General features: G+C 51.7%; 23 protein-coding genes and 1 pseudogene. 9 read left to right on the plus strand and 15 right to left on the minus strand.

All coding sequences use genetic code 11. The features are described 5' to 3' along the window. Positions 1 to 167: 167 nt before the first annotated feature. The gene (locus AC5JO6_RS28605; protein ID WP_496084448.1) at positions 168 to 1,040 is read left to right on the plus strand and encodes a 6-carboxytetrahydropterin synthase; all 873 of its coding nucleotides are present in this window, start codon (positions 168 to 170) and stop codon (positions 1,038 to 1,040) included. Between the two features lie 108 nt (positions 1,041 to 1,148). On the opposite strand, the gene AC5JO6_RS28610 is transcribed toward AC5JO6_RS28605, so the two are convergent. After that, positions 1,149 to 2,345, minus strand: a complete 1,197-nt coding sequence (locus AC5JO6_RS28610) for an FtsW/RodA/SpoVE family cell cycle protein (protein ID WP_496084449.1) — start codon at positions 2,343 to 2,345, stop codon at positions 1,149 to 1,151. 619 nt (positions 2,346 to 2,964) lie between these two features. Continuing rightward, complete coding sequence (locus AC5JO6_RS28615; protein WP_496084450.1) at positions 2,965 to 3,363, minus strand: hypothetical protein; 399 nt, start codon at positions 3,361 to 3,363, stop codon at positions 2,965 to 2,967. 35 nt (positions 3,364 to 3,398) lie between these two features. Between AC5JO6_RS28615 and AC5JO6_RS28620 the strand changes: the two genes are divergently transcribed. After that, positions 3,399 to 3,605 (plus strand): hypothetical protein, encoded by a 207-nt coding sequence (locus AC5JO6_RS28620; RefSeq protein WP_496084451.1) that lies wholly within the window; start codon positions 3,399 to 3,401, stop codon positions 3,603 to 3,605. A gap of 143 nt (positions 3,606 to 3,748) precedes the next feature. Further along, positions 3,749 to 4,534 (plus strand): MOSC domain-containing protein, encoded by a 786-nt coding sequence (locus AC5JO6_RS28625; RefSeq protein ID WP_496084452.1) that lies wholly within the window; start codon positions 3,749 to 3,751, stop codon positions 4,532 to 4,534. 22 nt (positions 4,535 to 4,556) lie between these two features. Here the strand turns inward: AC5JO6_RS28625 and AC5JO6_RS28630 are convergent, their stop codons facing one another. Beyond that, positions 4,557 to 4,769: a hypothetical protein gene (locus tag AC5JO6_RS28630; protein WP_496084453.1), complete on the minus strand. Its 213-nt coding sequence runs from the start codon at positions 4,767 to 4,769 to the stop codon at positions 4,557 to 4,559. Between the two features lie 66 nt (positions 4,770 to 4,835). After that, a complete protein-coding gene (gene pyrG, locus AC5JO6_RS28635; RefSeq protein ID WP_496084454.1) occupies positions 4,836 to 6,560 on the minus strand; it encodes a CTP synthase in 1,725 nt (574 codons plus the stop codon). Between the two features lie 347 nt (positions 6,561 to 6,907). Here pyrG and AC5JO6_RS28640 point away from each other — a divergent pair, with 347 nt between their 5' ends. Both AC5JO6_RS28640 and AC5JO6_RS28645 read left to right on the plus strand, forming a co-directional pair. Next, positions 6,908 to 7,801 carry a hypothetical protein gene (locus AC5JO6_RS28640; RefSeq protein ID WP_496084455.1) on the plus strand — a complete coding sequence of 298 codons (894 nt, stop codon included), beginning with the start codon at positions 6,908 to 6,910 and terminating at the stop codon, positions 7,799 to 7,801. A 262-nt stretch (positions 7,802 to 8,063) separates the two neighbouring features. Continuing rightward, on the plus strand, positions 8,064 to 8,753 hold the full coding sequence (locus AC5JO6_RS28645) for a response regulator transcription factor (RefSeq protein WP_496084456.1): 690 nt from the start codon (positions 8,064 to 8,066) through the stop codon (positions 8,751 to 8,753). A gap of 321 nt (positions 8,754 to 9,074) precedes the next feature. On the opposite strand, the gene AC5JO6_RS28650 is transcribed toward AC5JO6_RS28645, so the two are convergent. Next, on the minus strand, positions 9,075 to 9,758 hold the full coding sequence (locus AC5JO6_RS28650; protein ID WP_496084457.1) for a ComF family protein: 684 nt from the start codon (positions 9,756 to 9,758) through the stop codon (positions 9,075 to 9,077). Positions 9,759 to 10,166: 408 nt separating this feature from the next. Between AC5JO6_RS28650 and AC5JO6_RS28655 the strand changes: the two genes are divergently transcribed. Then, positions 10,167 to 12,731 carry a putative PEP-binding protein gene (locus AC5JO6_RS28655; RefSeq protein ID WP_496084458.1) on the plus strand — a complete coding sequence of 855 codons (2,565 nt, stop codon included), beginning with the start codon at positions 10,167 to 10,169 and terminating at the stop codon, positions 12,729 to 12,731. 25 nt (positions 12,732 to 12,756) lie between these two features. On the opposite strand, the gene AC5JO6_RS28660 is transcribed toward AC5JO6_RS28655, so the two are convergent. Beyond that, positions 12,757 to 12,963 (minus strand): DUF433 domain-containing protein, encoded by a 207-nt coding sequence (locus tag AC5JO6_RS28660; protein ID WP_496084459.1) that lies wholly within the window; start codon positions 12,961 to 12,963, stop codon positions 12,757 to 12,759. Positions 12,964 to 13,134: 171 nt separating this feature from the next. Between AC5JO6_RS28660 and AC5JO6_RS28665 the strand changes: the two genes are divergently transcribed. Beyond that, positions 13,135 to 13,536 (plus strand): hypothetical protein, encoded by a 402-nt coding sequence (locus AC5JO6_RS28665; protein ID WP_496084460.1) that lies wholly within the window; start codon positions 13,135 to 13,137, stop codon positions 13,534 to 13,536. Between the two features lie 6 nt (positions 13,537 to 13,542). Further along, on the plus strand, positions 13,543 to 13,968 hold the full coding sequence (locus AC5JO6_RS28670) for an HNH endonuclease (protein ID WP_496084461.1): 426 nt from the start codon (positions 13,543 to 13,545) through the stop codon (positions 13,966 to 13,968). Positions 13,969 to 14,270: 302 nt separating this feature from the next. On the opposite strand, the gene AC5JO6_RS28675 is transcribed toward AC5JO6_RS28670, so the two are convergent. Continuing rightward, complete coding sequence (locus tag AC5JO6_RS28675) at positions 14,271 to 16,190, minus strand: tetratricopeptide repeat protein (protein ID WP_496084462.1); 1,920 nt, start codon at positions 16,188 to 16,190, stop codon at positions 14,271 to 14,273. 249 nt (positions 16,191 to 16,439) lie between these two features. Between AC5JO6_RS28675 and recN the strand changes: the two genes are divergently transcribed. Then, complete coding sequence (gene recN, locus AC5JO6_RS28680; protein ID WP_496084463.1) at positions 16,440 to 18,383, plus strand: DNA repair protein RecN; 1,944 nt, start codon at positions 16,440 to 16,442, stop codon at positions 18,381 to 18,383. Positions 18,384 to 18,615: 232 nt separating this feature from the next. On the opposite strand, the gene AC5JO6_RS28685 is transcribed toward recN, so the two are convergent. The 8 genes and pseudogenes from AC5JO6_RS28685 to labA all read right to left on the minus strand — a co-directional run bounded on the left by AC5JO6_RS28685 (position 18,616) and on the right by labA (position 22,981). Then, complete coding sequence (locus AC5JO6_RS28685; protein ID WP_496084464.1) at positions 18,616 to 18,837, minus strand: hypothetical protein; 222 nt, start codon at positions 18,835 to 18,837, stop codon at positions 18,616 to 18,618. Positions 18,838 to 19,115: 278 nt separating this feature from the next. Next, positions 19,116 to 19,211: pseudogene (locus AC5JO6_RS28690) on the minus strand (type II toxin-antitoxin system HicA family toxin); the annotation flags it as partial. After that, positions 19,204 to 19,413: a type II toxin-antitoxin system HicB family antitoxin gene (locus AC5JO6_RS28695; protein WP_496084465.1), complete on the minus strand. Its 210-nt coding sequence runs from the start codon at positions 19,411 to 19,413 to the stop codon at positions 19,204 to 19,206. The pseudogene AC5JO6_RS28690 and the gene AC5JO6_RS28695, both read right to left, overlap by 8 nt. Beyond that, entirely contained in the window at positions 19,414 to 19,638 is a 225-nt protein-coding gene (locus AC5JO6_RS28700) for a DUF6887 family protein (RefSeq protein ID WP_496084466.1), read from the minus strand. Further along, on the minus strand, positions 19,638 to 19,814 hold the full coding sequence (locus AC5JO6_RS28705) for a DUF6888 family protein (protein WP_496084467.1): 177 nt from the start codon (positions 19,812 to 19,814) through the stop codon (positions 19,638 to 19,640). Before AC5JO6_RS28705 ends, AC5JO6_RS28700 begins: the two co-directional genes overlap by 1 nt. 99 nt (positions 19,815 to 19,913) lie before the next feature. After that, on the minus strand, positions 19,914 to 20,540 hold the full coding sequence (locus AC5JO6_RS28710; RefSeq protein ID WP_496084468.1) for a hypothetical protein: 627 nt from the start codon (positions 20,538 to 20,540) through the stop codon (positions 19,914 to 19,916). 150 nt (positions 20,541 to 20,690) lie between these two features. Continuing rightward, positions 20,691 to 22,334, minus strand: coding sequence for a 2-isopropylmalate synthase (locus tag AC5JO6_RS28715; protein ID WP_496084469.1), 1,644 nt, complete (start codon positions 22,332 to 22,334; stop codon positions 20,691 to 20,693). Positions 22,335 to 22,462: 128 nt separating this feature from the next. Further along, positions 22,463 to 22,981, minus strand: a complete 519-nt coding sequence (gene labA / locus AC5JO6_RS28720) for a low amplitude/bright protein LabA (protein WP_496084470.1) — start codon at positions 22,979 to 22,981, stop codon at positions 22,463 to 22,465. Positions 22,982 to 23,563 lie beyond the last annotated feature (582 nt).

A 23,563-nucleotide genomic window follows, 5' to 3' on the forward strand; every position in this document is an offset into this window, starting at 1 on the left:
CCGTAATCGCCCTAACCAGCTACCTCTGCACACTCCAAAGCGTTAGCCAGGCTCATGAAGCGATGAGTGCTAGTGCAGAAACGGACTTTCCTAGCCGTGCAATTGGTTTATCCTGGAGGAATACTGTTAACGGAACTTAACAGAGCCAATTTGTCCCTCGTCTACCTATGAAATGCATTATTGATCGCCGCGCCCAATTCTCCGCCAGTCACCGTTACTGGTTGCCAGAACTCAGTGAGGCTGAAAATTTTGAGCGGTTTGGTGCCTGTGCCCGATCGCCCGGTCATGGACACAACTACGTCCTCTACGCCTCAATGGCAGGCGATTTAGACGAATACGGCATGGTCTTAAACCTGTCGGATGTAAAGCAGGTCATCAAGCGCGAAGTGACCAGTCAGCTTGATTTTTCGTATCTCAACGATGCCTGGTCTGAGTTTCAGGAGACGCTGCCGACCACCGAGGCGATCGCTCGTACCATCTGGCAGCGGTTGGCGACCCATTTGCCGATCGTTCACATCCAGCTTTTTGAACATCCCGAACTCTGGGCAGATTACTACGGAAACAACATGGAAGCCTATCTCACCATCAGCACCCACTTCAGCGCCGCGCACCGTTTGGCTCGTCCTGATTTAAGCTACGAGAAAAACTGCGAAATCTACGGCAAGTGCGCTCGTCCCAATGGGCATGGTCACAACTACCATCTTGAAGTCACCATCAAGGGCGAAATTGATCCCCGCACAGGCATGATCGCCGACCTCGTTGCCGTCCAAAAAGCGATTGATGATTATGTCGTGGAACCCTTTGATCACACTTTTTTGAACAAAGATATTCCCTACTTCGCTGAAGTTGTGCCGACCGCTGAGAACATTGCCGTTCACATTCGATCACTCTTGCAACAGCCTATACGCGAGGTCGGCGCACAGTTGCACAAAATCAAACTGATCGAAAGCCCCAATAATTCCTGCGAAGTCTACAGCACTGAAGAAGAACCAGGGATGACTCAAATGTCGGTGCGTGAGCCTGTGATGGTGAAGGGGTGAGGCAAGGAGAGCGGAGGAAGCAGAGGGGGGCAGAGGAAGCAGGGGGCGCAGGACTTCAAAACGCAAAACTCTCTTCCTTGCCCCTCCGCTCCCCTGCTCCCCTTGCCATCATGTCGCCTTTGGTGACAACGATCGCCCCTTGCCTTGCTGCCTGCGATCGTCCAATCGAACAACCTTTGCTTCATTACTTTCTCGCGCCACCCGAATCAGCAGCCCCGCTGAGACGAGACTAGAAATCATGGAACTGCCGCCGTAGCTGAACAATGGTAGCGGTAAGCCTGTTGTGGGCAATGCACCTGTTGCTACGCCGATATTGAGCAGCGATTGTCCCACCATCAGCACCATCACGCCGATCGCCACGAGACGATACACCGGATTTTGTGTCTTCATTGCTACCCGGAGCGCCAGCGTTGAGTATGCCAACAGCATCAGCATCAGCGCCAAACAGCCAATAAAACCAAACTCTTCTGCAAACACTGAAAAGATGAAGTCTGTGTACTGAATGGGGAGATAGAATAGCTTTTGCTGCGATAGTCCAAAGCCTGTGCCCCAATGTCCGCCAGAGCCAACAGCCAGCAGGCTTTGCACCAATTGGTAGCCGTCCCCGGTCGCATCTGCCCAGGGATTCAGAAACGATAGAATCCGTCGGCGCTGATAGCTTCTAAAGCTGACGCTGATTACTGCCAGACCAATGCCTGCCAGTGCCGTGCCACTCATGTAGGTGTAGGGCAACCCTGCTGCCAGCGCCACAAACCACAGCAACATGCCGCAAAGTGCCGCCGTACTGAGGTTTGGTTGCAGCAAAATGCCCACCAGCACTAACCCAAAGATGCCCAACCACAGAACACGAGTGCCCCGCTTTAACCGCTCCCACTGCCCAAAAATGCGGGCGCTTTGCAGTACTAGAAATGGTTTGATCAGCTCGGATGGCTGAATCTGAAAGGAACCAAGAAAGAGCCAGCGCGTGGCACCGTTGACGGACGTACCAGCACCGGGAATCGCCGTGATCAGAATCAATCCCAAAATAATGACCAGAAACCAATCGGCAATGCCCACGATGTAGCGCAATGGCGAATGCACGACCAGGTTAAACCCTACCAGTCCTACCAAAATCCAGATGATCTGCACCTTGAAGTAGTAAAGACCATCGTTACGATCGGCATCCGCGATCGCATAGGATGCCGAAAACAAAACCGCTAGCCCAATCAACAGCCACAAAAACGTCAACCACCGTAGCCACCGTGCTTCCGATGCCCAGCCCTGAGCAGATGTATCGAAAAAGGGAATAAAGAGGCGCAGGTTCACGACAGTTAGGGGGAGAGGAGAGAGGGGGAGGCAGGGAGAGGGGGGAAGCAGGGGGAGCGGGAGAAGAAGAATGAGACCTAAATAAATTTGAGTTCAGTATAGGCTAATCAGTTTATGCCAGCTTGGTGCAAGGGGAAAGAAATTTTAGGAAGAAACGCAGAGGGCAGAAGGCACAAGGTAAAAGCGATCGCTGGCAACTGACTGCTCTTAGAGGATGTTTTAAAAGTCCAGATGCGTGTAGCTCTGGCGACTGAAGTCGCGGCTACACGCACAAAACCTGCCTACGCAGGTTATAAAACCCTTACTCTGCGGTAGTCCGCGCAGGCGGACTTTGTTTACGTAGTCGCGGTTTTAACCGCCAGACACTTTTCAAACAACCTCTTAAACTCAAAACTTTCTCTTGTTTTTCTCGGCGTTGCTGAATGGCGGGATGAATTGCTCTCATCCCTTTTCTTGAATGACTGAAGGGCTATACCCTTGTATCTTAAAAACCAGAGAGGTAGACCGCCAGCCGAAGCTTGCCTGTGTAGCCACAGTTTAGTGAAATGGTAGGAGCCGTAGACGGCAAAAGTAGTCGTGCCCGTCTGCGCGATGACGACCGAGCCTACCAGGAGTTAGCCTACTCCCCACTCCCTTGACCAGACTGGTAACGAACCAATTTACGGATACGATCGCGTGGCAACCCCAATTCTCGACTGATCGCGGCTTCGATTTGTTCTGGTTGAGTGGTTGGAAACTCAAACGTTACGGTCTTAAGCGCCGAGTTGGCTGTTTTGATCGTGACAGTCGAGTACCCCTGTCGTGCGGCGGTGACGACTGTAATGGACTGCACAGTGCGCAGCGGTTGTTTGGGTTGGCGATTGCCTTCCAGGTAAGGCGTTACCTTGTTCGATCGAGCTAATATTCGGTCTGTCAACATGCCACTGGTCAACCAAAAGCTAAGTCCTAGCAATGGCAACAAGAGCCAAAACTCTAGCCCTAACGATCGCAGTACTTGAGTCCATCGCAGTCCAGTCATGGTTAACAATCTAATTGATTAGGCAAAGTATAGTTATGGCGGTCAGCGGTCAGCGGTCGGCGGTCAGCGGTCAGTGGTCAGCGGTCAGCGGTCAGCGGTCAGCAGTTAGCGGTCAGCGGTCAGCAGTTAGCGGTCAGTGGTCAGCAGTCAGCGGTCAGCGGTCGGCGGTCAGCGGTCAGCGGTCAGCGGCTTCTCAAGCTATAACTTACTTGCCAGAGAGTAAATTAAAAGCTGATAGCTGATAGCTGATAGCTAATAGCTGATAGCTGATAGCTGATAGCTGATAGCTGATAGCTGATAGCTGATAGCTAATAGCTGATAGCTAATATCAATCCTTGTTCATTCACCAAAGCCTGTCTACCTTTCCCCGATCGCCTGAATCTGTATGCCTGAATTAGCCCAGATCGTCGTCTATCCTATCAAAGCTCTTGATGGGGTGACGATCGCCCAAACAACTATGCTAGCAAGTGGAGCGCTAAAGCACGATCGTGAGTTTGCGATCGTCGACTCACAGGGCAAATTTGTCAACGGCAAACGAACCGCAGCGGTGCATGGCATTCGCTCTAGCATCGACCTGAGTGCCCGTACCGTTTCGCTTAGCGTGCAAGACAAGCTTCAAGTAACGACCTTTCATTTGGATGCTGAACGGGTGGCGCTAGAAGCATGGCTTAGTGCTTACTTTGGCTTCCCAGTGCAACTGATTCAAAATACGCAGGTAGGGTTTCCTGATGATACAGATTCGCCTGGACCAACCGTTGTCAGCACTGCCACACTACAAGCGATCGCAGACTGGTTTCCCAACCTGAGTGTGGAAGAAGTGCGTCGCCGCTTTCGATCGAACCTGGAAATTGCTGGCGTAGAGGCGTTTTGGGAAGATAGACTCTTTAGTGAGGGCGATCGCACAGTGCCCTTTCAAATTGGTGATGTGCCGTTTGCAGGCGTTAATCCGTGTCAGCGCTGCGTTGTGGTCACCCGCGATCCCGTAACGGGCACAGGTTTGCCCCACTTTCAAAAAACCTTTGTCACCAAGCGCCAGGAAACCTTGCCCACGTGGGCAGAGGCTTCGCGTTTCAACCACTTTTTTAGGTTAGCAGTGAATACGCGCACCCTGGCTTCGCAAGCAGGAAAGGTTTTGCGAGTCGGTGAGCAGATCACGCTGACTGACTCATAGCGTCTTTCTGCCCTTTAGCGCTTTATGGCAACGAAAATCCGGTGCGTTTTTCTACGTAGTCCAGCATGTGCTGGTAGGACTCAGGGTCACTTTGCTGCGTCACGACGATCGTCGTGTTGCCATCCAAGAGCGAAAACGACACCTTTGCATTCGGCGTATAGCAAAACGCGGTGACTCGATCCAGGTCGATCACGTAGGTACTGCGCTCATAGTTAAGTTTGATCCAGTAAGCCACAAAACATCCTTGTTTCTGCCAGTTTGCGGTTCTGGGTACCGATCGTGGCTGCACGCCTACGATACCTCAACTGCCACTGTGTGAATAGGGGTGTGTACCCACCGCGATCGCTGCCTGGTTTAATGCCATGCCTGCCGGCGCTGAAGCAGTTGCCTGTTCGCCTGTGCTATCGACATTCGTGGTGTTGCCTGGTGAACGTACCAGTGCCGCCTGAATAAACCCTTTGAACAACGGATGCGGTGCGCTGGGGCGAGATTGAAACTCGGGATGGAATTGAGTAGCGATAAAAAATGGGTGATGAGGCAATTCGACAATTTCGACCAGGCGACCATCGGGCGAAGTGCCGCTGATCACATAACCCGTTTCCGTGAATAGGCTGCGGTAAGCATTGTTGAACTCGTAGCGGTGACGATGCCGCTCATAAATGACTTCTTCTTGATAGAGGTTGAACGCGAGGGTATTGGGTGTCAAACGGCAGGGATACAACCCCAGGCGCATAGTGCCGCCTAGATCAACGACATCCTGCTGTTCGGGCAAGAGGTGAATGACAGTATTGTGTGCTTCGGGGGCAAATTCGGCGCTGTGGGCATCGGGCAAAGCGGCAATATGGCGTGCCCATTCAATGACCAGGCACTGCATACCCAAACAGAGACCAAGATAGGGAATCTGGTGCGTACGGGCATACTCGATCGCCGCAATTTTGCCATCAATCCCGCGAATGCCAAACCCGCCTGGCACGATGATGCCATGCACACCGTCTAGATGATGGGCAGTTCCCTGGTCTTGAATATCTTCAGCGTTAACCCAGCGGATGTTGAGGTCGCTATCCAGGGCGATCGCCGCATGGCGCAAGGCTTCCATTACAGACAGATAGGCATCGTTTAAGCGGACATACTTCCCGACGATCGCAATTTCGACCTGTCGTTTAGGGCTATAGAGGCGATCGACCAGCGTTGCCCATTGGGTCAGGTCAGGTGGACGTTGTTCCAGTTGCAGTAAATCGAGTGCCTGATGTGCCAGTCCTTCTTTCTCCAGGTTGAGTGGCACTTCGTAAATGCTGCTGGCATCCTGAGAGGTGATCACGCACTCGACGGGCACATCGCAGAACCCCGACATTTTTTCTTTGAGTCCCGGCGGTAACGGGCGATCGCTACGGCAGACGAGAATATCGGGCTGAATACCGATCGATCGCAGTTCCTTCACCGAATGCTGCGTTGGCTTCGTTTTCATCTCACCCGCCGCAGGAATCCAGGGCACCAGCGTGACGTGCATATACAGCACATTTTGTCGTCCCACATCTTTGCGAAACTGGCGAATTGCCTCTAGAAACGGCAGCGACTCAATATCGCCCACCGTACCACCAATTTCAGTAATAACCACATCGGGGTTCGTATTCTTAGCAACCCGCAGCACCCGTTCCTTAATCTCATTCGTAATGTGAGGAATCACCTGCACCGTGCCGCCTTCGTAATCACCCCGTCGTTCTCGGTTCAGCACTGCCTGATAAATGGAGCCAGTTGTGACACTGTTGAGCCGAGACATGGACGTATCCGTAAAGCGCTCATAATGCCCCAAATCCAGATCGGTCTCGGCACCATCTTCAGTGACGAACACTTCGCCATGCTGAAAGGGACTCATCGTACCTGGATCGACGTTAATGTAGGGATCGAGCTTTAAGATCGAAACAGAGTATTGCCGCGACTTGAGCAATCGCCCTAAACTGGCTGCTACAATCCCCTTACCGATGCTAGAAACAACACCGCCCGTCACGAATACAAACTTGGTCGCCATAGAATTAGGGAAGGTTGCCTGTGGTATCCCGTTCATTCTGCCATAAGGAGCAGTTGGGGTGAGGGATGCCGTTGGGTTATCAGCTATTAGCTATCAGTGGTCAGCGGTCAGCTATTAGCTATCAGCGGTCAGCTGTCAGCTATTAGCTATCAGTGGTCAGCGGTCAGCTATTAGCTATCAGCGGTCAGCGGTCAGCTATCAGCTATTAGCTATCAGCTTTTACTTGACCTTCTGGCAATCCAGGCACAGCTTTAGAATCCATTGACTTCTGTCTCTGATTTCTGACTGCTGACCGCTAACCGCTGACCGCTAACTCAGCGCAGCGCCTTTAGTTCTTAACTAGCAGTATGCAAAAAACTCTCATTAGTATTGGCTTAATCCTTTTGAGTTTGGGTGCTGTCTCCAGTGAAGCGGCAACACCCAAACCAACAACATCAGGTGGCGCAGCACAGACCAAGCCTTCGGGTGCAGATGCCTTAACAGGGACATCGGGTGCCAGGTCGCGCGTTCAACCAGCAGGGGCAGGTGCGCTTGTCGAAAAGTGGCAAACCTTTAAGGCACCGGGTGTTGAACTAGCGTTACCAGAAAATTATCGCGGTGGTAGTCCCAATACGACAGGCTTGCAGACGCTGATTAAGGGCATTCGATCGCTCGGAACCGATTACGAGCAGATTGCCAGCATGGTGGAACAAAATCCCAGCACCTTTCTGCTCATTGCCGTAGACCCAAAGCCCGATCGTACAGGCGGGGTCACCAATGTTGTGATTAGCGCTGTTAATGTACCCGAAACCGTTACGGTCGATGCTTATATTGATGCCGCTGTACAGTCATTGCCTACACCCATTCGGACGATCGAGCGCAAAACGGTGCAGGTAGGGCAAAACTCAGCCGGACGGTTGGTGACAGAAGCCAGCGTGCCGTCCAGCGCCGCTCAGTCCGATGCCTTGAGACAGTTGATTTATGTCATCAAGCAAGGCAAGACACTGTGGACAGTCGCGTATTCAACCAGAGCAGGTGACTACCAGCAGCGACTGGCAATGTTTGAGCAAAGCATTCAATCCTTTAAAGTGCAGACTGGTCAGAAGCCAGCCAGTACAGCAGCACCGAAAAAACCAGCCAGTGCTCCACCCATCGGCAACAAAAAGCCAATACCAGTAAAGCCGATCGAAGGCAAAAAGCCGATCGCAACACCCATGCAGAATCCAAAGCCAGATGGCACTGCTGACCGAAAGAAGCCGTGAGTAAAGAGCTATCAGCTATCAGCTATCAGCTATCAGCTATTAGCTATCAGCTATCAGCTATCAGCTATCAGCTTTCAATTTACTCTCTGGCAAGTAAGTTATGGCTTGAGAAGCCGCTGACCGCTGACGGCTGACGGCTGACCGCTGACCGCTGACCGCTGACCGCTGACCGCTCAAAGACTCAATGATTTAGGACAGCGATCAAGCAAGCCGATCGCTACAATAAGGATGATACAAAGCACTATAGGAGCGCGCGGTCTTCATGCCAGGTCAACTCTTGCTAGTGGATGATGAACCAGGCTTGCGTGAGGCGGTGCAGGCGTACCTTGAAGATAGCGGCTTTATCGTTGCGGTTGCCAGCAATGCCAATGAAGGCTTAGCTCTGGCAAAGCAAACGCTACCCGATTTGGTCATCACCGACATCATGATGCCTCAGGTCGATGGCTATCAGTTTCTCAAACAGTTGCGCGATGAGCCACAGTTCAAAACAGTGCCAGTGGTGTTTCTGACTGCTAGAGGCATGACTTCCGATCGCATTCAGGGCTACAACGCAGGTGCCGATGCCTACTTATCGAAACCCTTTGATCCCGATGAATTGGTGGCGATCGTCACCAATCTGTTGCAAAAGCGTGATGTCGTGCGTGCTGCTGGCGAAGACGAACCGCGCAACATTGACGACGTGATTCGAGAAATCGAAGAAATCAAGCGGCTGTTGACGAAAGGAGGCTCGATCGCCCAGTTGCCCAACACCGTCCAAATTGATTTCACACCCAGAGAGCAAAGCGTCCTCAATCTCGTCGTGGATGGTTTGATGAACAAAGAAATTGCCCGCCGCCTCGAAACCAGCGTCCGTAACGTCGAAAAGTACGTCAGCCGACTCTTCAGCAAAACAGGCACCAGCAGCCGGACAGAACTGGTGCGCTATGCGTTGGAACATGGGCTGATGAAGTAGTTTTTGGTTGTTAGTTGTTAGTTACGCGATGTGCGACTTTCCTGAAAAGCCTGCCAAAACTGCCCTCACCCTAGCCCTCTCCCGATGGGAGAGGGAACCGGAACGGTCTGGAAGCCCTTCTCCCTGGGGAGAAGGGTGGGGATGAGGGCGAATTAGTTGCACATCGCGTTAGTTGTTAGTTTTTGGTCGTTAGTTGTAAAGCCCGTAAAGCCTTTCAGTCATACAAGAAAGGGCATCCAAGAAAGGGCATCCAAGAAAAGAAGAGAGCAGAGGCGGCAGAGGAACGCTAACTCACAACTCACAACTTTTATCCTTCATCCTTCATCCCTCATCCTTCTCCAACGCTGCCCTTGCCAGCACAATTAGCCCCTGCACTCGAATGCCGTGGCGACGAAGGGTCTGGGCAGCAGAGCGAGCGGTTGCGCCAGTGGTGTAGATGTCGTCGAGTAAGAGCACGGAACCAGTAGGATGGCGTTTGCGAAAGGCCTTGCCAAGGCTGAAAGCATCTGCCAGGTTTTGTTCACGATCGCCCGCCGAGAGCTGAAACTGAGCGGTGGTTTCGCGCGATCGACTCAGTCCTTGTTTTTGTAGCGGCAATCGCGTTTGCTCACAGAACTGTTCTGCTAACAGATCTGCCTGGTTAAAGCCCCGTTGCTGTTGCTTCGTCGGATGCATGGGAATGGGCACGACTGTAAAGGTTGTCGCTTGCTTTGTTGCACCTAACCAGGCAAGTGCCAGCCATTCTCCAAGAGGACGCGCCAGATGTGGCTTGTTTTCATATTTGAAGGCGGCGATCGTCCGTCGTAGCGCACCACTGTAACGTCCCCAGGCAAATACAGGCAGTTGCTCCTCCTGCGACCAGGCAGGGTTGGGAAGCTGGCATTGCTGAAGCTGACGCTGACAGGCTTGGCAAAAAGCAGCGGCGGTCGTGCGGTGGCAAAGCGGACATTGCGCCTGCAACACCAAATCAAGCAGCCCATTGAATCGTTTGACAAAGCCGCTCATAGTTAGAGGCACCTCAAAGCTGTAAAATTTGGAATGTAAATTTGGTAGAGCGCAGAAGACAGGGGCAGGAGTGCAGCAGTCAGCGATCGCAATTAACGGCGCTGGATACGTGACATGGCTGGCTCAAGTATGCCCAACTAGCGATACTGCTATACCTGGAAGAGCCTTGCTGATCGGTTGGTTTAAATTTCGCATGCTGTAGTGGTTCGATTGGTTGTTCGCTCAGCCGATCGCCAGCACTCAACGCCCAATGCTCAAAGCACTGATGATCATCTAGGTTCTTCAGAGGAGAGCAGAGGCAGGAACAAAGCATCTAAACCTCACTCCTCTCCCCTCACCGTCTCCCAACCGCATGATGGTAGAGGCGAAAAACTGAAGATTGATTCATGTTTGCTATCCCTTGCTACTGTGGCTAATCTCTACTGGCTCAATCAGATTCAACCGCACCATCGTGCTTTGGTTGGGAACAAAGCGTTCTACCTGAGCCAGTTGCTGCAAAAAGAGATCCCCGTCGCGCCAGGGTTTGTTGTCTCGGCTCACATGTTGCGCCAGTTTCTAGAAGCGATCGACTGGTCAGAACCGCTCTTTGCTGATCTGCCCCACTCGTCGCTACGGTTAGACATTGAGAATCCACGGCAGCTACAGGCGATCGCTCGACAGTTGCGCCAGTCGATTGAGGTGCCAGCTTTGCCAGCCGCGTGGTTGGCAGAAATCAACGACGCAATACGACAGTTGCACACGCCGATCGTTGTCTTGCGTCCCTCTCTGTTTGTCAAAACCACTGCTAGCACTGCTACCAAAGTAGGCGCGATCGCAGATGGGAGAAGTTCGGCGTTGTTTGATATCCAGATCTGTTGCGCCACTGAAGCCGATGTTGCTCAAGGGTTAAAGCGCTTATGGGCACAGCTCTTTCGGGCAAAGAGCCTGTTTTACTGGCAGCGTTTAAACATTCATTTGCAACAGGTCAAGCTAGCCGTGCTGGTGCAACCGCTTCGTTCCGCGATCGCGTCTGGTAGCGTTCAAATTCTGGATGATATGTTACAGATCCAAGCCACCAATGGACTGGGTGTGGCGATCGCCTGGGGAGAGGTTTTGCCGGATGTGTATCAGGCTGACGCAACAAGTGGTATCGTGCAGGCGCAGCAGTTGGGCAAGCGGACAATTGTCTATCAGGTGGCAGAGAGTATTGCCGCGCATCAGAACGCCAGCGAGATACAAGCACTAGAGACACACGATCGCACTAGCGCCAGCGATCGGAGGTCTCACCCCTTTGTTACTGCACCTAGCCTTGATGAACCAACCGTACCAACGGCTGAAGTCGCTCTAACCCATTATTCAACGCCTTTAGCCGCGCATCCCCACGCTCTCCCACTGCTCGCCTACTTGCCAGACGAAGCTCAACGAACGCACTTTTCGCTGAATGACACACAAATCGGCGCTCTAGTGACGCTTGTTCAACGTGTGATGGCAGACTTCAGCAACGTATCGGTTTTAGAGTGGACACTCCTGGCAGAACCAGATGAATCGACACAGTTTTGCCTGACTCAAGTCATTATGCTCTCGTTACGGACGCAAACGCTTCACAACCTGGCGTTGACACCGACTCTGATGACAGCAGCCTCAGAGCCACCCTTGAAGCAACAGGCAGAAACAGCGAGTTCAGCAATAATGACTTCCCAATCGTCTCCAATCAGCCAGTCGCAAACATTACTGGTAAACGGGCTGGCGGCAGCACAGGGGCAAGCGATCGCCAGAGCTAGAGTCATTTCACAGCTTGACGCGATCGATCCCATTCCTCCTGGCACCATTTTGGTGGCTGAAATGTTACCGCCACACTGGCTAGGGTCGATCAAACAGGCGGTTGGCATTGTGCTTGAGCAGGGCAGCATGACATCGCACAGTGCCATCATTGCAAGAGAGTTAGGTGTCCCGGCAGTGATAGCGGCTGCCAATGCCACTCAGCGTATTCAAACCGATGATCTCATCCTCATTGATGGCGATCGAGGCGCTGTTTATCGGTTAGCAGGTATGCCCGATTCTGTAGCGAGTGCGCCTGCTTTACCTGCCAGAACGATTGCTCCCAGCGATCGCCCACCGCTGAGGACGCGACTGATGGTGAATCTCAGTCAACCCGATCGCCTTGAGTCCATCGCTGCCTTGCCGATCGATGGCATTGGTCTGCTGCGCGGAGAGCTGATGGCGCTTTCAGCGTTAGAGTATCAGCATCCTTTGCAGTGGCTACAGAGTGGGCGCAGTGCTGCCCTGGTTGAATGTCTGGCGACTCGCATCAGTCAATTTGCAGCGGCTTTGGCACCGCGACCTGTGTTCTACCGTTCGCTTGATTTGCGATCGCACGAGTCTAGAGGATTGCCAGGTGGTGAAGCAGTCCCGCTTGAGGTCAACCCTACGTTGGGTCTACACGGTACGTTTAGCTACTGCCTCGATCCAACCCTATTTGAGTTGGAACTGACCGCACTGGCGCAGGTGCAATCTGCTTACTCCAATATTCACCTCTTGCTGCCCTTTGTTCGCACGGTGGAGGAGTTCTCTTTTTGCCGTCAGCGGGTGCAAAAAGCTGGGCTGGCGAACAATCCCCAGTTTCAGCTTTGGATTATGGCAGAGGTGCCGTCGGTGTTGTTTTTGCTGCCAGACTACGTTCGTGCAGGTGTTCAGGGTATTGCGATCGGCACCAATGACCTCACCCAGTTACTTTTAGGGGTTGACCGTGATAACGCTAACATGGCATCTACCTTTGATGCCCGACATCCAGCCGTCAGAGCCGCGATCGCCCAACTGATTCAACAAGCCCATCAAGCAGGTATCCCCTGTTCGGTGTGTGGGCAAGCTCCCTCTCGTGATCCTGAGCTTGTCGAAACGCTCGTCCGCTGGGGCATTACTTCGATCTCGGTTGACCCTGATGCAGTCGAGTCTACTTACTGGGCGATCGCACGCGCTGAACAACAGCATTCTTAAACGAGATGCAGTCTTGGAACTGGTATCAGGCAACGGTTGCAGGGGCAGCGCCATTGGTAGAAGCTGGGATATCCTCGCGGGTGAGGTAGGAGAAGTCAGCAAGGACTTCCTCGATCGTCATGCCAGAGGCGAGATAGGAAAGGACATCATATACGGTGATCCGCATTCCTCGGATGCAGGGTTTTCCACTGCGTTTGCCAGGTTCAAGGGTAATGATGTCTTGGTAGTTCATGGTGGCTGCTAGGGCTGCGATTGCCCCTTATTCTAGCAAGCTGCTTACCCTTCAAAAGCGATCGCAGGCACTCAAACAGTCGCGCCACTGAGAAAATGGTGCTGCTTAACAATTGAGTACGGCGATCGACGTGATTCGATAGAATGCAAGTAATTTAAAGGGGTTAGCTTTGTGCCTGCACCGATCACCCTGCAACTTCCAGAACGACTGTATCAACGCCTGGTTAACACTGCCCAGGCAACTCAGCGTCCACTCGAAGAAGTCATGATCCATGCCTTAGAAGTGGGTAGCCCTCCTGATTGGGACGATGTTCCAGAAGAATTCCAGGCTGCTTTAGCTGCTCTCGATCGCCTGGATGATGCTGCGTTGTGGACGATCGCCCGCAGTCATCAACCTTCAACTGAAATGGTTCGCTACGATGCGCTACTAGATCTCAATCAGGATGGTATCTTGAGCGATTCCGAGAAGTTTGAGTTAAGCCAACTCCGACAGTCCGCCGATGCCTTTATGCTGCGTAAAGCTCATGCTGCCGTACTGTTGCGCTGGCGCGGTCACATGGTTCCTAATCCTTAAAGTTTTGTGTCCAGCTACATTCCAGTTGAGTTACGCAATCAGATTGGGGTCAGCGATCGCAATCAATGTTGTTACTGTTTGACTCAAGCCGTCAACAGTGGCATTGATTTGTCATTTGATCACATTCTTCCGCGCTCAAAAGGTGGAGAAACAACCTTTGACAACGTTTGTTTGGCGTGTCGAGCCTGCAACGAATTCAAATCTGACCTGACCGAATTTGCCGATCCTCTCACTGAAGCTGTTGTGCTTCTGTTCAACCCTCGTCGTCAGAAGTGGACAGATCACTTTGTCTGGAGTGAGGATGGCATACGAATGGAAGGGCTAACTACAATTGGAAGAGCTACGGTTGTAGCCTTACAGATGAATCGGGCAACGATCCGAGTCGCCCGAAAACGGTGGGTATCCGGTGGGTGGCATCCACCCAAAGGCTAAGCTATGCTGCTCAAACAGTAGGGGCTATAGGCTGTACTCTTTTACGTCGACAAGGACTGACAATGCCTAAATGCTGTAAGGCGACCATGAACGCAGCCACGCGAGTTTACACCCCAAACTTCTCGTAAATGTGTTCCAGTGAGTACGGCGATCGCCGTGATTCGATAGAATGCAAGTAATTTAAAGGGGTTAGCTTTGTACCTGCACCGATCACCCTGCAACTTCCAGAACGACTGTATCAACGCCTGGTTAACACTGTCCAGGCAACTCAGCGTCCACTCGAAGAAGTCATGATCCATCAGTTAAGCCCCAGATTTGTCGATGCGGGATTGATCAAGTGCGAGTGCCTGTGCAACGGTTGCCATTACCCCGTCCCAATCGCCAGGAGTATGCTGCCGAAACAGCCGCATGGTGGGATACCAGGGGCTATCCTCACGGTGCAGCAGCCAGCGCCAATCGCCTGCAAACGGTAAAACAACCCACACAGGCTTTGCTAATGCTCCTGCTAGATGAGCGACAGCGGTATCGACTGAGATAACAAGGTCTAGCTGCGCGATCGCCCCTGCCGTAGCCGCAAAGTCCTGAAGCTGCGGACTTAAATCATGCAAACGATGCTGAAACCCATACTCAGCAATCTCTGCTGCATGAGCGCCAACCTGAAGGCTGTACAACTCCACATTGAGAGGGCATAACGCCTGCATAAAGACGGCTAAAGAGGCGGTGCGGTTGCGGTAAGACTTACGCTGTCTGGGATGGTTGAGCGCCACACTCGCCCAGACAATGCCGATTTTGAACGGGCGATCGCTGAGCGGGCGATCGAGGCTTGCTTCAACGGGCAACTGTTGATCGACACGCTGCGATCGATCAGCCTCCGGTACAGATAGATAGGGCACCCGGTTAGGGATCGTCGCTAGCGATTCGTTCAGAACGTAGGGCAAGCTCATCAGCGGCAGGTGAACATCAAACTCAGGCAGGGGTGAACCTTGCGGAATCAGTTGAGCGATCGCGGGCATGGTGGCAAAGAGACGGATCAGGTTGTCAGGGCACTCGACCATCACGCGACTCTGCTCTGCTAGAAAAGGCACGTAGCGTATGTACTGAATAGCATCGCCAAGCCCTTGCTCGGTGTAGAGCAATAGGGTTCGCCCCTCTAAAGCAGAGCCATCCCAAACGGCTCCTGGCAATGATGGGCGTTGCAGATCCTGAGCGTCCCAGCGCCACTCATATTCGCTCAAGCCCCTCTGATAGTCACCTGCTGCAAGTAGCGCCATGCTCAGGTTTAAGTGTGCCTCGGCAAATTGTGGTCTCAGGTCGATCGCCTGTTGACACTGCTCGATCGCGTCCTCCAACTGGTTCATTTCGTAGAACGCCACCCCTAGATTGTTGTGCGCGTCGGCATTCTCTGGCTCCAGGGCAAGCGCTTGCCGAAAATGAGCGATCGCTGCCTCAAACTGCTGCTGCTCCTGCAAACAAAGCGCCAGATTGTTGTGTACTGCTGCCCAATCCGGTTTAAGCGTCAGTGCCTGTTGATAATGGTTGATCGCTTGCTCACTCTGCTCCATCAACCTGAACGCATTGCCCAAGTTAAACTGCACCTCAGCATTACCTGGTTGAAGTGCTAAAGCGGTTTGATAGTGCGCGATCACCGCTTCAAACTGTCCCTGTGCTTGCAGTGCATTACCCAAATTGTTATGCGCCTGTGCATCGTCCGGTATCAGCGCGATCGCCTGCCGATACTGCGCGATCGCCGCCTCCAGGTTTCCTTGCTGTCGTAAAGCGTGACCCAGATTGTTGTACGCTTTGGCATAATTGGGTTTTAGTACAATTGCCTGCTGATAGTGCGCGATCGCCTGCTCAAGTTGGTTTTGCTTCAGCGCCAGATTGCCCGCGTTAAAATGCGTAGGAGCATGAGATGGATTGAGCCTGAGCGATCGCTGAAAATGTGCCGCTGCGGTATTCCACTCTCCCTGATCCTGCAAGACTACAGCCAGGTTGCCGTGCGCTTCAAAATGATTCGGGTCAAGGGTAATGACCGTCTGGTAGTGCTTGACGGCTGATTCAAGCCTGCCTGTTTGAGCCGCGATCGCGCCCAGCAAATGTAGCGCTGCGATCATATGAGGCTGTTGTTCCAGCACCTGACTGCATAGCCATTCTGCTTGTACTAGATTCCCCAACCGATATGCTTGCAAAGCCGTCGCCATTGCTTCAGAGATCGCTACCATTTAAAGAGGGAGTAGGGCGTAGGGAATGGGGTGTAGGGTAGAGGGTGTAGGGTATGGGAAAAGATCTCAAGAAGTCCTGAACATTAGTAGTACATTGACGCACTGGTAGTACACTGCAACTGCATCCCCAAATTTTAGTTCAAACGCACGTCCGATCGTCCCCTTTCGTTAGGGCAAGGGCTAAAGGCTAAATTAACCCAAAACTCAAAACTTTCTTACTCCTCACTCCTCACTCCTCTCCCCCTGCCCATGCTGCTTTCCCTGCGAATCGAAAATTTCGCCCTGGTAGACTACTTAGAGCTAGATTTAAGTACAGGACTGACTGTGCTGACAGGCGAAACGGGCGCAGGTAAGTCGATTATCCTCGACGCGATCGATGCCGTTTTAGGGGGCAAAGTGACCAGTCGTGCGGTTCGTACAGGAGCCGATCGCGCTGTTGTAGAGGCAGTCTTTCGGCTAGAGCCTGACCTCGTATCCTTGCTGGAACAGCACGAAATTCAACCGTCTGACGACGCTCAACTGATCTGTAGCCGCGAGATTATCGCCAGTCAAAGCAGCCAGCGAAGCCGATCGCGCATCAATGGTACGTTGGTCAACAAGCAGCAAATGGAGCAACTGCGCGATCGGCTGGTAGAACTCACAGCGCAGGGACAAACCGTGCAGATTGGGCAACCGCCTCTCCAGCGCGAATGGCTCGATAGTTACGGTGGTGAGACGTTGTTACAGCAGCGATCGCTCGTTGCTACAGCTTTCTCTGCCTATCAACAAGCGCTACAGGCATTAGAAAAGCGCCGCAAATCGGAACAAGAACGCCTCCAGCAGCTTGACCTGTTTGAGTATCAGCTTAAAGAATTGAGCGCTGCCAATCTCACTGAACCTGATGAATTGGATCAGTTGGAGCAAGAACGCAAGCGCCTCGGGCACAGCGTTGAGCTTCAGCACCAGAGCTATCAGGTGTATCAGGCTCTCTATCAGAATGATGACGGTACTGAAGCGTGCGCCGACCTGTTGGGCAAAGCCGAAACGACACTGACGGCGATGGCTGAATATGACACGCAGCTTCAGCCGATTCTTGAACTCGTCAGCACTGCTCTGGCGCAAGTAGAGCAAGCCGGACGCGAAATCAACGTCTATGGCGAAACGCTGGAATCTGACCCGCAGCGCCTTCAGGAAGTGCAGGAACGCATCGTTGAACTGAAGCAACTTTGCCGCAAGTATGGTCCCACGTTGGGAGACGCGATCGCTCTTTACCAGCGCCTCCAGGCTGACATGGACGAACTCACAGGCGGCGGTCAATCTCTAGAAGATTTGGAACGTACCTATCAGGAACGGCAGCTTGCGTTGACCGAAGCCTGTGCTGCACTCACTCAACTCCGACAAGCAACAGCCAAGGATTTGGAAGAGCGACTGGTGAACGAACTCAAACCACTGGCAATGGAAAAGGTGAAATTTCAGGTCGGTATTTCGCCAGCTTCTCCATCTGCGCTGGGAGCCGATCGCGTCACCTTTCTTTTTAGCCCCAATCCGGGTGAACCGCTGCAACCGCTGACCGAAATTGCCTCCGGTGGCGAAATGAGCCGTTTTCTACTCGCCTTACAAGCCAGCTTTTCCCAGATCGATCCCGTTGGTACTCTGGTGTTTGACGAGATCGACGTGGGCGTTTCGGGACGAGTCACACAGGCGATCGCCGAAAAACTCCATCAGCTTAGCCAACATCATCAAGTGCTCTGTGTCACCCACCAGCCGATCGTGGCTGCGATGGCAGATCAGCACTTGCGCGTGAGCAAGCAGGTGATTGAGGCGGGGAATGGAGGTGGGGGGATGGGGGATGAGGGGGATGGGGGAGCAGAGGGAGCAGGGGAAGATACGGAGGCTCAAACCTCAAACCTCAAACCTTCAAACACTCTTCCCACTCCCCACTCCCCCAATGCCGTCCGTACCGTCGTTCGTGTCACAACCCTCGACAGTCAACAACGACGGGAAGAACTGGCACAGCTTGCAGGCGGTCAGTCAACCTCTGAAGCCAGCGGCGCGATCGATGACGTTGCCTATGCCTTCGCTGACTCGCTTTTGAAACAAGCCGCGAATTTGCGGGAGATGCGATCGGGCGAACCAAAGCTTATTACGGAACCAAAGCCCGCTGCTGAAGCAAAGCCGAAAGCCACAAAAACCAGAGCTTCACGGAAAGGGTGATTGTGATGAATGGCGATCGGCAATTAATGATGGTACTAATGCTCTATTTGTGTGATTACTCGTTGAGCTATTTTATAATAGTCGTCTATGTGGGAATTACAAACATACTTCATTGCAGCGAAACTTAGAGTTGCAGACACAGCCTGTCCAGCAATTGGAATATATTTAGCAACTTGCTTTGCGGCTAGACGTACCCCAACTTTTTTAAGTACTTGCATAATTAATTGTTTGGTCAAAACCTTTCCAAGCATCTGATTACCCATTGCATCGCTAGGCTATAAACCAGTGTCTTTGTTTGAGTATCTAGATATTCAATTTGCTCAGGCAGTAAGCCAAACCGACCACTAATCTTGGGAAGCAACTCTATTAAGCATCCAACATCAGCAGCAATATCAACACCAGGAACTGGAATGATTGCAACGCCTCCGGCAATCAAGGCTCTTTTAGTAACCATTGAGCTACATTCTTTCTTGATTTGGTCGAGCTATCTATCCCGTGAGGGTGCCATACGTTCTCCTAGTTGGCTGTTGATTTGAACCAGATATTCAATTCAGTACAGCTTCAGTCTTCCCCTCTCGTGAAGCTAGGTAACGCTTAGCTCGAAACGCTCCTTTAAGTTGGAGTGCAACCAGATTGAGCCATGCTCAATCTGGTTGCACCTTGCCACTTGTTGCCTTTGGACAGAGTTGCTCTATGCAAGCAGTTTCCCGATTTCTTGTAAGGAGTGAAGGCGACGATAGATGCCTCCACTTGGCGGCTTTGCTCAAATCCCAAACGCTCCAGTGCCCGAATTGCTTCTCTGCTTGAGATTCGCGGCAGTCTAGGCATAGCTGACTTCAATGCTTGTCACAAAGCGGGGAGAGGTTTCAGGAAGAGAAAATTCCTCCAAGTAAAGCCGCGTTGCCTCTGTGACTCCCGCGATCGCCTGCTCGATCGTGTCCCCTTGATCAACCGTACCAACCTCTGGACACTCAGCGATATACATATCCTCTTCTTTGTGAAGAATCACTGTAAAGCCACGGCTTTTCATCTAAATTGCCCCATCGCTATTGTTTTCCGCTGCTTGCATTTGTCGCAGAATAGCAGCTTGAATTTTGGCATCAAAATCAGGATCGTCTACGGTTGTAATAATGTTGCGTGGACGATCGCCCAATCGATCCAGATACGCCCGAAGCGCTGCCTTGTCTTCACGATGTCTGAGAAAGTATTGTCTCAATTCCTTGTCAGACATTGCAGCGTAATTGACCTGGCTCATCAGAATACCTCCCCATTGGGCACAATCTGAAATTCAAGCGTTTCCATGTTTCCAGCCAAAACATATAGGTTGCTGGTTCGATCGTCAATACAGACAAGATGTATAGGTTGAAGCATGACGTAGGTTAGCCAATAACTAAGACGGTACAATCCCTTCAATTGAGCATCAGTCGGCATTCAAGTCACTCATCCTACACACCGCTTATTCTAACATTCAGCTTGTGAAAGGCTGGGCAGACAGTACTCTATTGAAAACACAACTGCCCCCGGAAATCACTAATTTTTTACGTATCTTCTAATACTAAAACACTCATCAAACTTTTGAAATAACTCGTTTGACTCTGCAATTCCAACCTCTTGCGCCCAACTTTCAATGCAGAACAGAAATGCCTGAAGATCTCGTTCCACGAGTGTTATTGCCTTCTCAAAATGAGAGCGCGATACGCTGATACAAAAGGCTTTGCTAACAGACTCAATGCCTCCATCTGACCAAATATGAATGACATCGCCTTGCATCTCAACCCACGGGCTTGGGTCATGCCCTAACCAGGGTGTTTCGCCTGTCTGCAAAAAATCTAGCCACTCTCGCCATGTCTCAAGACCACAGCAACAACTTGGAGAAATGGTGCCTTGCCTTTCAGATAAAATCTGTATTCCGCCTGGTAAAGCCAAACTCTCCGTTTCTAGGATTTGCTCTATGACGGTTTGTTGATTACCTAAAAGTTCTATTTGATTGTATACAGCTAATTGTGCAAAGACCAACCCGATTTCTGGATATGTCATCTCTCCACACAAGCGGATCATGGAAAAGGGTTCAAATTCTGAAACTTCCCAAGGGCAAACAAATTTACCTTTGTAATAAGGCGTTTCTATAACAGCCTGCATTTGGGTCAGTGAACTCATCAACGTCTACTGCTTTTAGAGATTGAATATTCATCAATAAGGCGCAAAAGAATCACTACTGCTAACCGAAACTGCATAACAATCAATTCTCACCGCAGAGAATGTAGAGCATTTAACTTTGCGCCTCTGCGGTAAATCTCTTGTCCGGTTCTAGCTTTCGATCGCCACTACTCCTTCCCCTTTCCTTTCAATCGCCACCTTCCCTGCCCCATCCTGCCGCTGCATCGAAGCATAGAGGCGGTTCAGCGCGTTTACGTATGCCTGCGCGGATGCGACGATGATATCCGTGTTGGCGGCGTGACCAGAGAAGATGCGATCGCCCTGACGGAGGCGGATAGTAACTTCGCCGATCGCGTCAATGCCAGCGGTGACGGATTGCACCGAGAACTCGATCAGTTCGTTGGGCACGTTCACCACGCGGTTGATGGCTTTGTAGACGGCATCGACTGGTCCTGTACCCGTCGCAGCATCGGTGAGTTCTTGACCATCGGGAGTGCGGATGGCGATCGTGGCGGTAGGGTGGGCGCGATCGCCACAGGACACCTGCACCAGTTCCAGTCGGAACAGTTCGGGAGCCTGCTGAATTTCGTCGTTGACGATCGCCTCCAGATCCCAATCGGTCACGTCTTTCTTTTTGTCTGCCAGTTCCTTGAAGCGAACGAATGCCTTGTTGAGTTCCTGATCGGCAAGGTCAAAGCCCAATTCTTTGAGGCGCGATCGAAACGCATTACGTCCCGACAGTTTGCCCAGCACGATCTGGTTGTCGGTGAGACCAATGGATTGAGCATCCATGATTTCGTAGGTCAACCGATTTTTCAGCACGCCATCCTGGTGAATGCCGGATTCGTGAGCAAAGGCATTGGCACCGACGATCGCCTTGTTCGGCTGCACCAGCATTCCGGTCAGGTTCGACACCAAGCGTGAGGTTTTGTAAATCTGGCGCGTATCGATGTTGGTGAGCGGTGCTTCAGAGTCCACCGGACGACCCAAAAAGGGATTGAAGTACTGTCGTCGCACATGCAGCCCCATCACCAATTCTTCCAGCGCGGCATTCCCTGCCCGTTCGCCGATACCGTTGATGGTGCATTCTAGCTGTCGGGCACCGTTCTTCACCGCTTCCAGGAAGTTGGCGACGGCAAGCCCCAGGTCATTGTGCCCGTGAACAGAGATGACAGCCCGATCGATATTCGGCACATTCTCTTTGATGCCCCGAATCAACGCGCCAAATTCCGCAGGCGTGGTGTAGCCAACCGTATCGGGAATGTTGACGGTGGTGGCACCTGCCGCGATCGCCCGTTCCAGCACTTGATAGAGAAATTCTGGCTCAGAGCGTCCCGCATCTTCGGGCGAAAACTCCACATCGTTGACGAAGGATTTGGCATAGGCGACCATTTCACCCGCGATCGCCAGCACTTCGGCACGGGATTTTTTCAGCTTGTACTGCAAGTGAATGTCTGATGTGGCAATGAATGTATGAATTCTCGATCGCGCCGCTGGTTTCAGTGCTTCAGCCGCTGCTTTGATGTCGTTGTGGGTCGTTCGTGCCAAGCCGCAGATAATCGGACCACCCTCAGCGCCCACGATCTCGGCAATTTTTTGCACTGCTTCAAAGTCGCCAGGACTGGAATAGGGAAACCCTGCCTCAATCACATCCACACCCAATCGTGCCAGTTGGCGGGCGATCGTCAGCTTTTCGTCGATGTTAAGTGCGGCACCGGGAGCCTGTTCGCCATCCCGGAGTGTGGTGTCGAAAATAATGACGCGATCATGATTGGGTTGAGATTGGGTTTCCATAGAGCAAAATTCCTGCTGTTATGCAAGCAACACTTTAATTATTCTAGAGGTAGGAGGAAGGGCGTGGGCGATTTATGGTTGTGGAAAGCAAAGACCGCAGAGACGCAGAGGCGCTGAGATTGAGCAATTTAGTAGTCTGATTTCTCGATTTCTTTGCGGATCGCGTTCAGGTCGATGTAGCGATCGGTCACGTTCCGCAGTTCGCGGGCGATCATGCCTTCGGTGGAGACAACGGTGATGTGGGTATTTTTGGAGCGCAGGAGTTCGATCGCCCGCTCAAAATCGCCATCACCGCTAAAAAGGATGACTCGGTTATACTGCTCAACGGTATTGAACATATCCACCACGATTTCAATGTCCAGGTTCGCTTTCTGCGAGTAACGACCGGAATTGTCGTCGTAGTATTCCTTCAGGATTTTCGTTCTCACCGTGTAGCCCAGACTGATCAAGGCATCCCTAAACCCCCTTTGATCCTGGGGGTCTTTTAGCCCTGTATACCAAAAGGCGTTGATCAAGTTTACGTCTGTATCATTGGTGAAATGCTCTAACACTCGTTTTGGATCAAAGAACCAGCCATTTTTTTGTTGAGCATAAAACATATTATTCCCGTCCACAAAAATAGAAAGACGGCTTGTTGCATAAGTCATAGAAACTAAAGACCTAAACTTTGTAGAAAATAAATGAATGACTATTGTAACAACTTGTTTTAGAGCTGTTACCAAAAAGGCAATACAGTCATGAAGTAATGACTTGGACTTAATGCAAAGACAGAAACTAATGGTTAAATTTGCCTGTAAGCCCTGCCAGCTCTCTATTTCCTGACTTTTTTAATCAAATAACTCGCTCTTAGACAGAGGCTTTCTAATTCAATGCATCCCCCTATAGAAGGATGTATCGCTCAAGACCTCTCTAAAGAGACAGTTATGGTTTGGCATAAGACGATCGACCAGTGAACATTAGAATCAGTAGCTGCTCATTTGAGAAGCATTACTAGAAGCCTGAACAGTAGTTCTATGCCCAAGAGATGGAACCATAAAGCTTACAGAAGCCAAGTGCCCTTATTATTGCAAAAATCTTCAAATCCTGCCTCGTTAGAAGCTAATTTTTCTGAGTAAGTAGCAATTAGGAAGCGTGGCTACAGAGACGGATTGCCTATGCAGGTGAGCAAACTGTATCTTGGTTCATTGATGCGAAAGCGGACTTCCCTCGATCGCCTAAGCCTAGCGGTG

This window comes from Tildeniella sp., assembly GCF_059505325.1.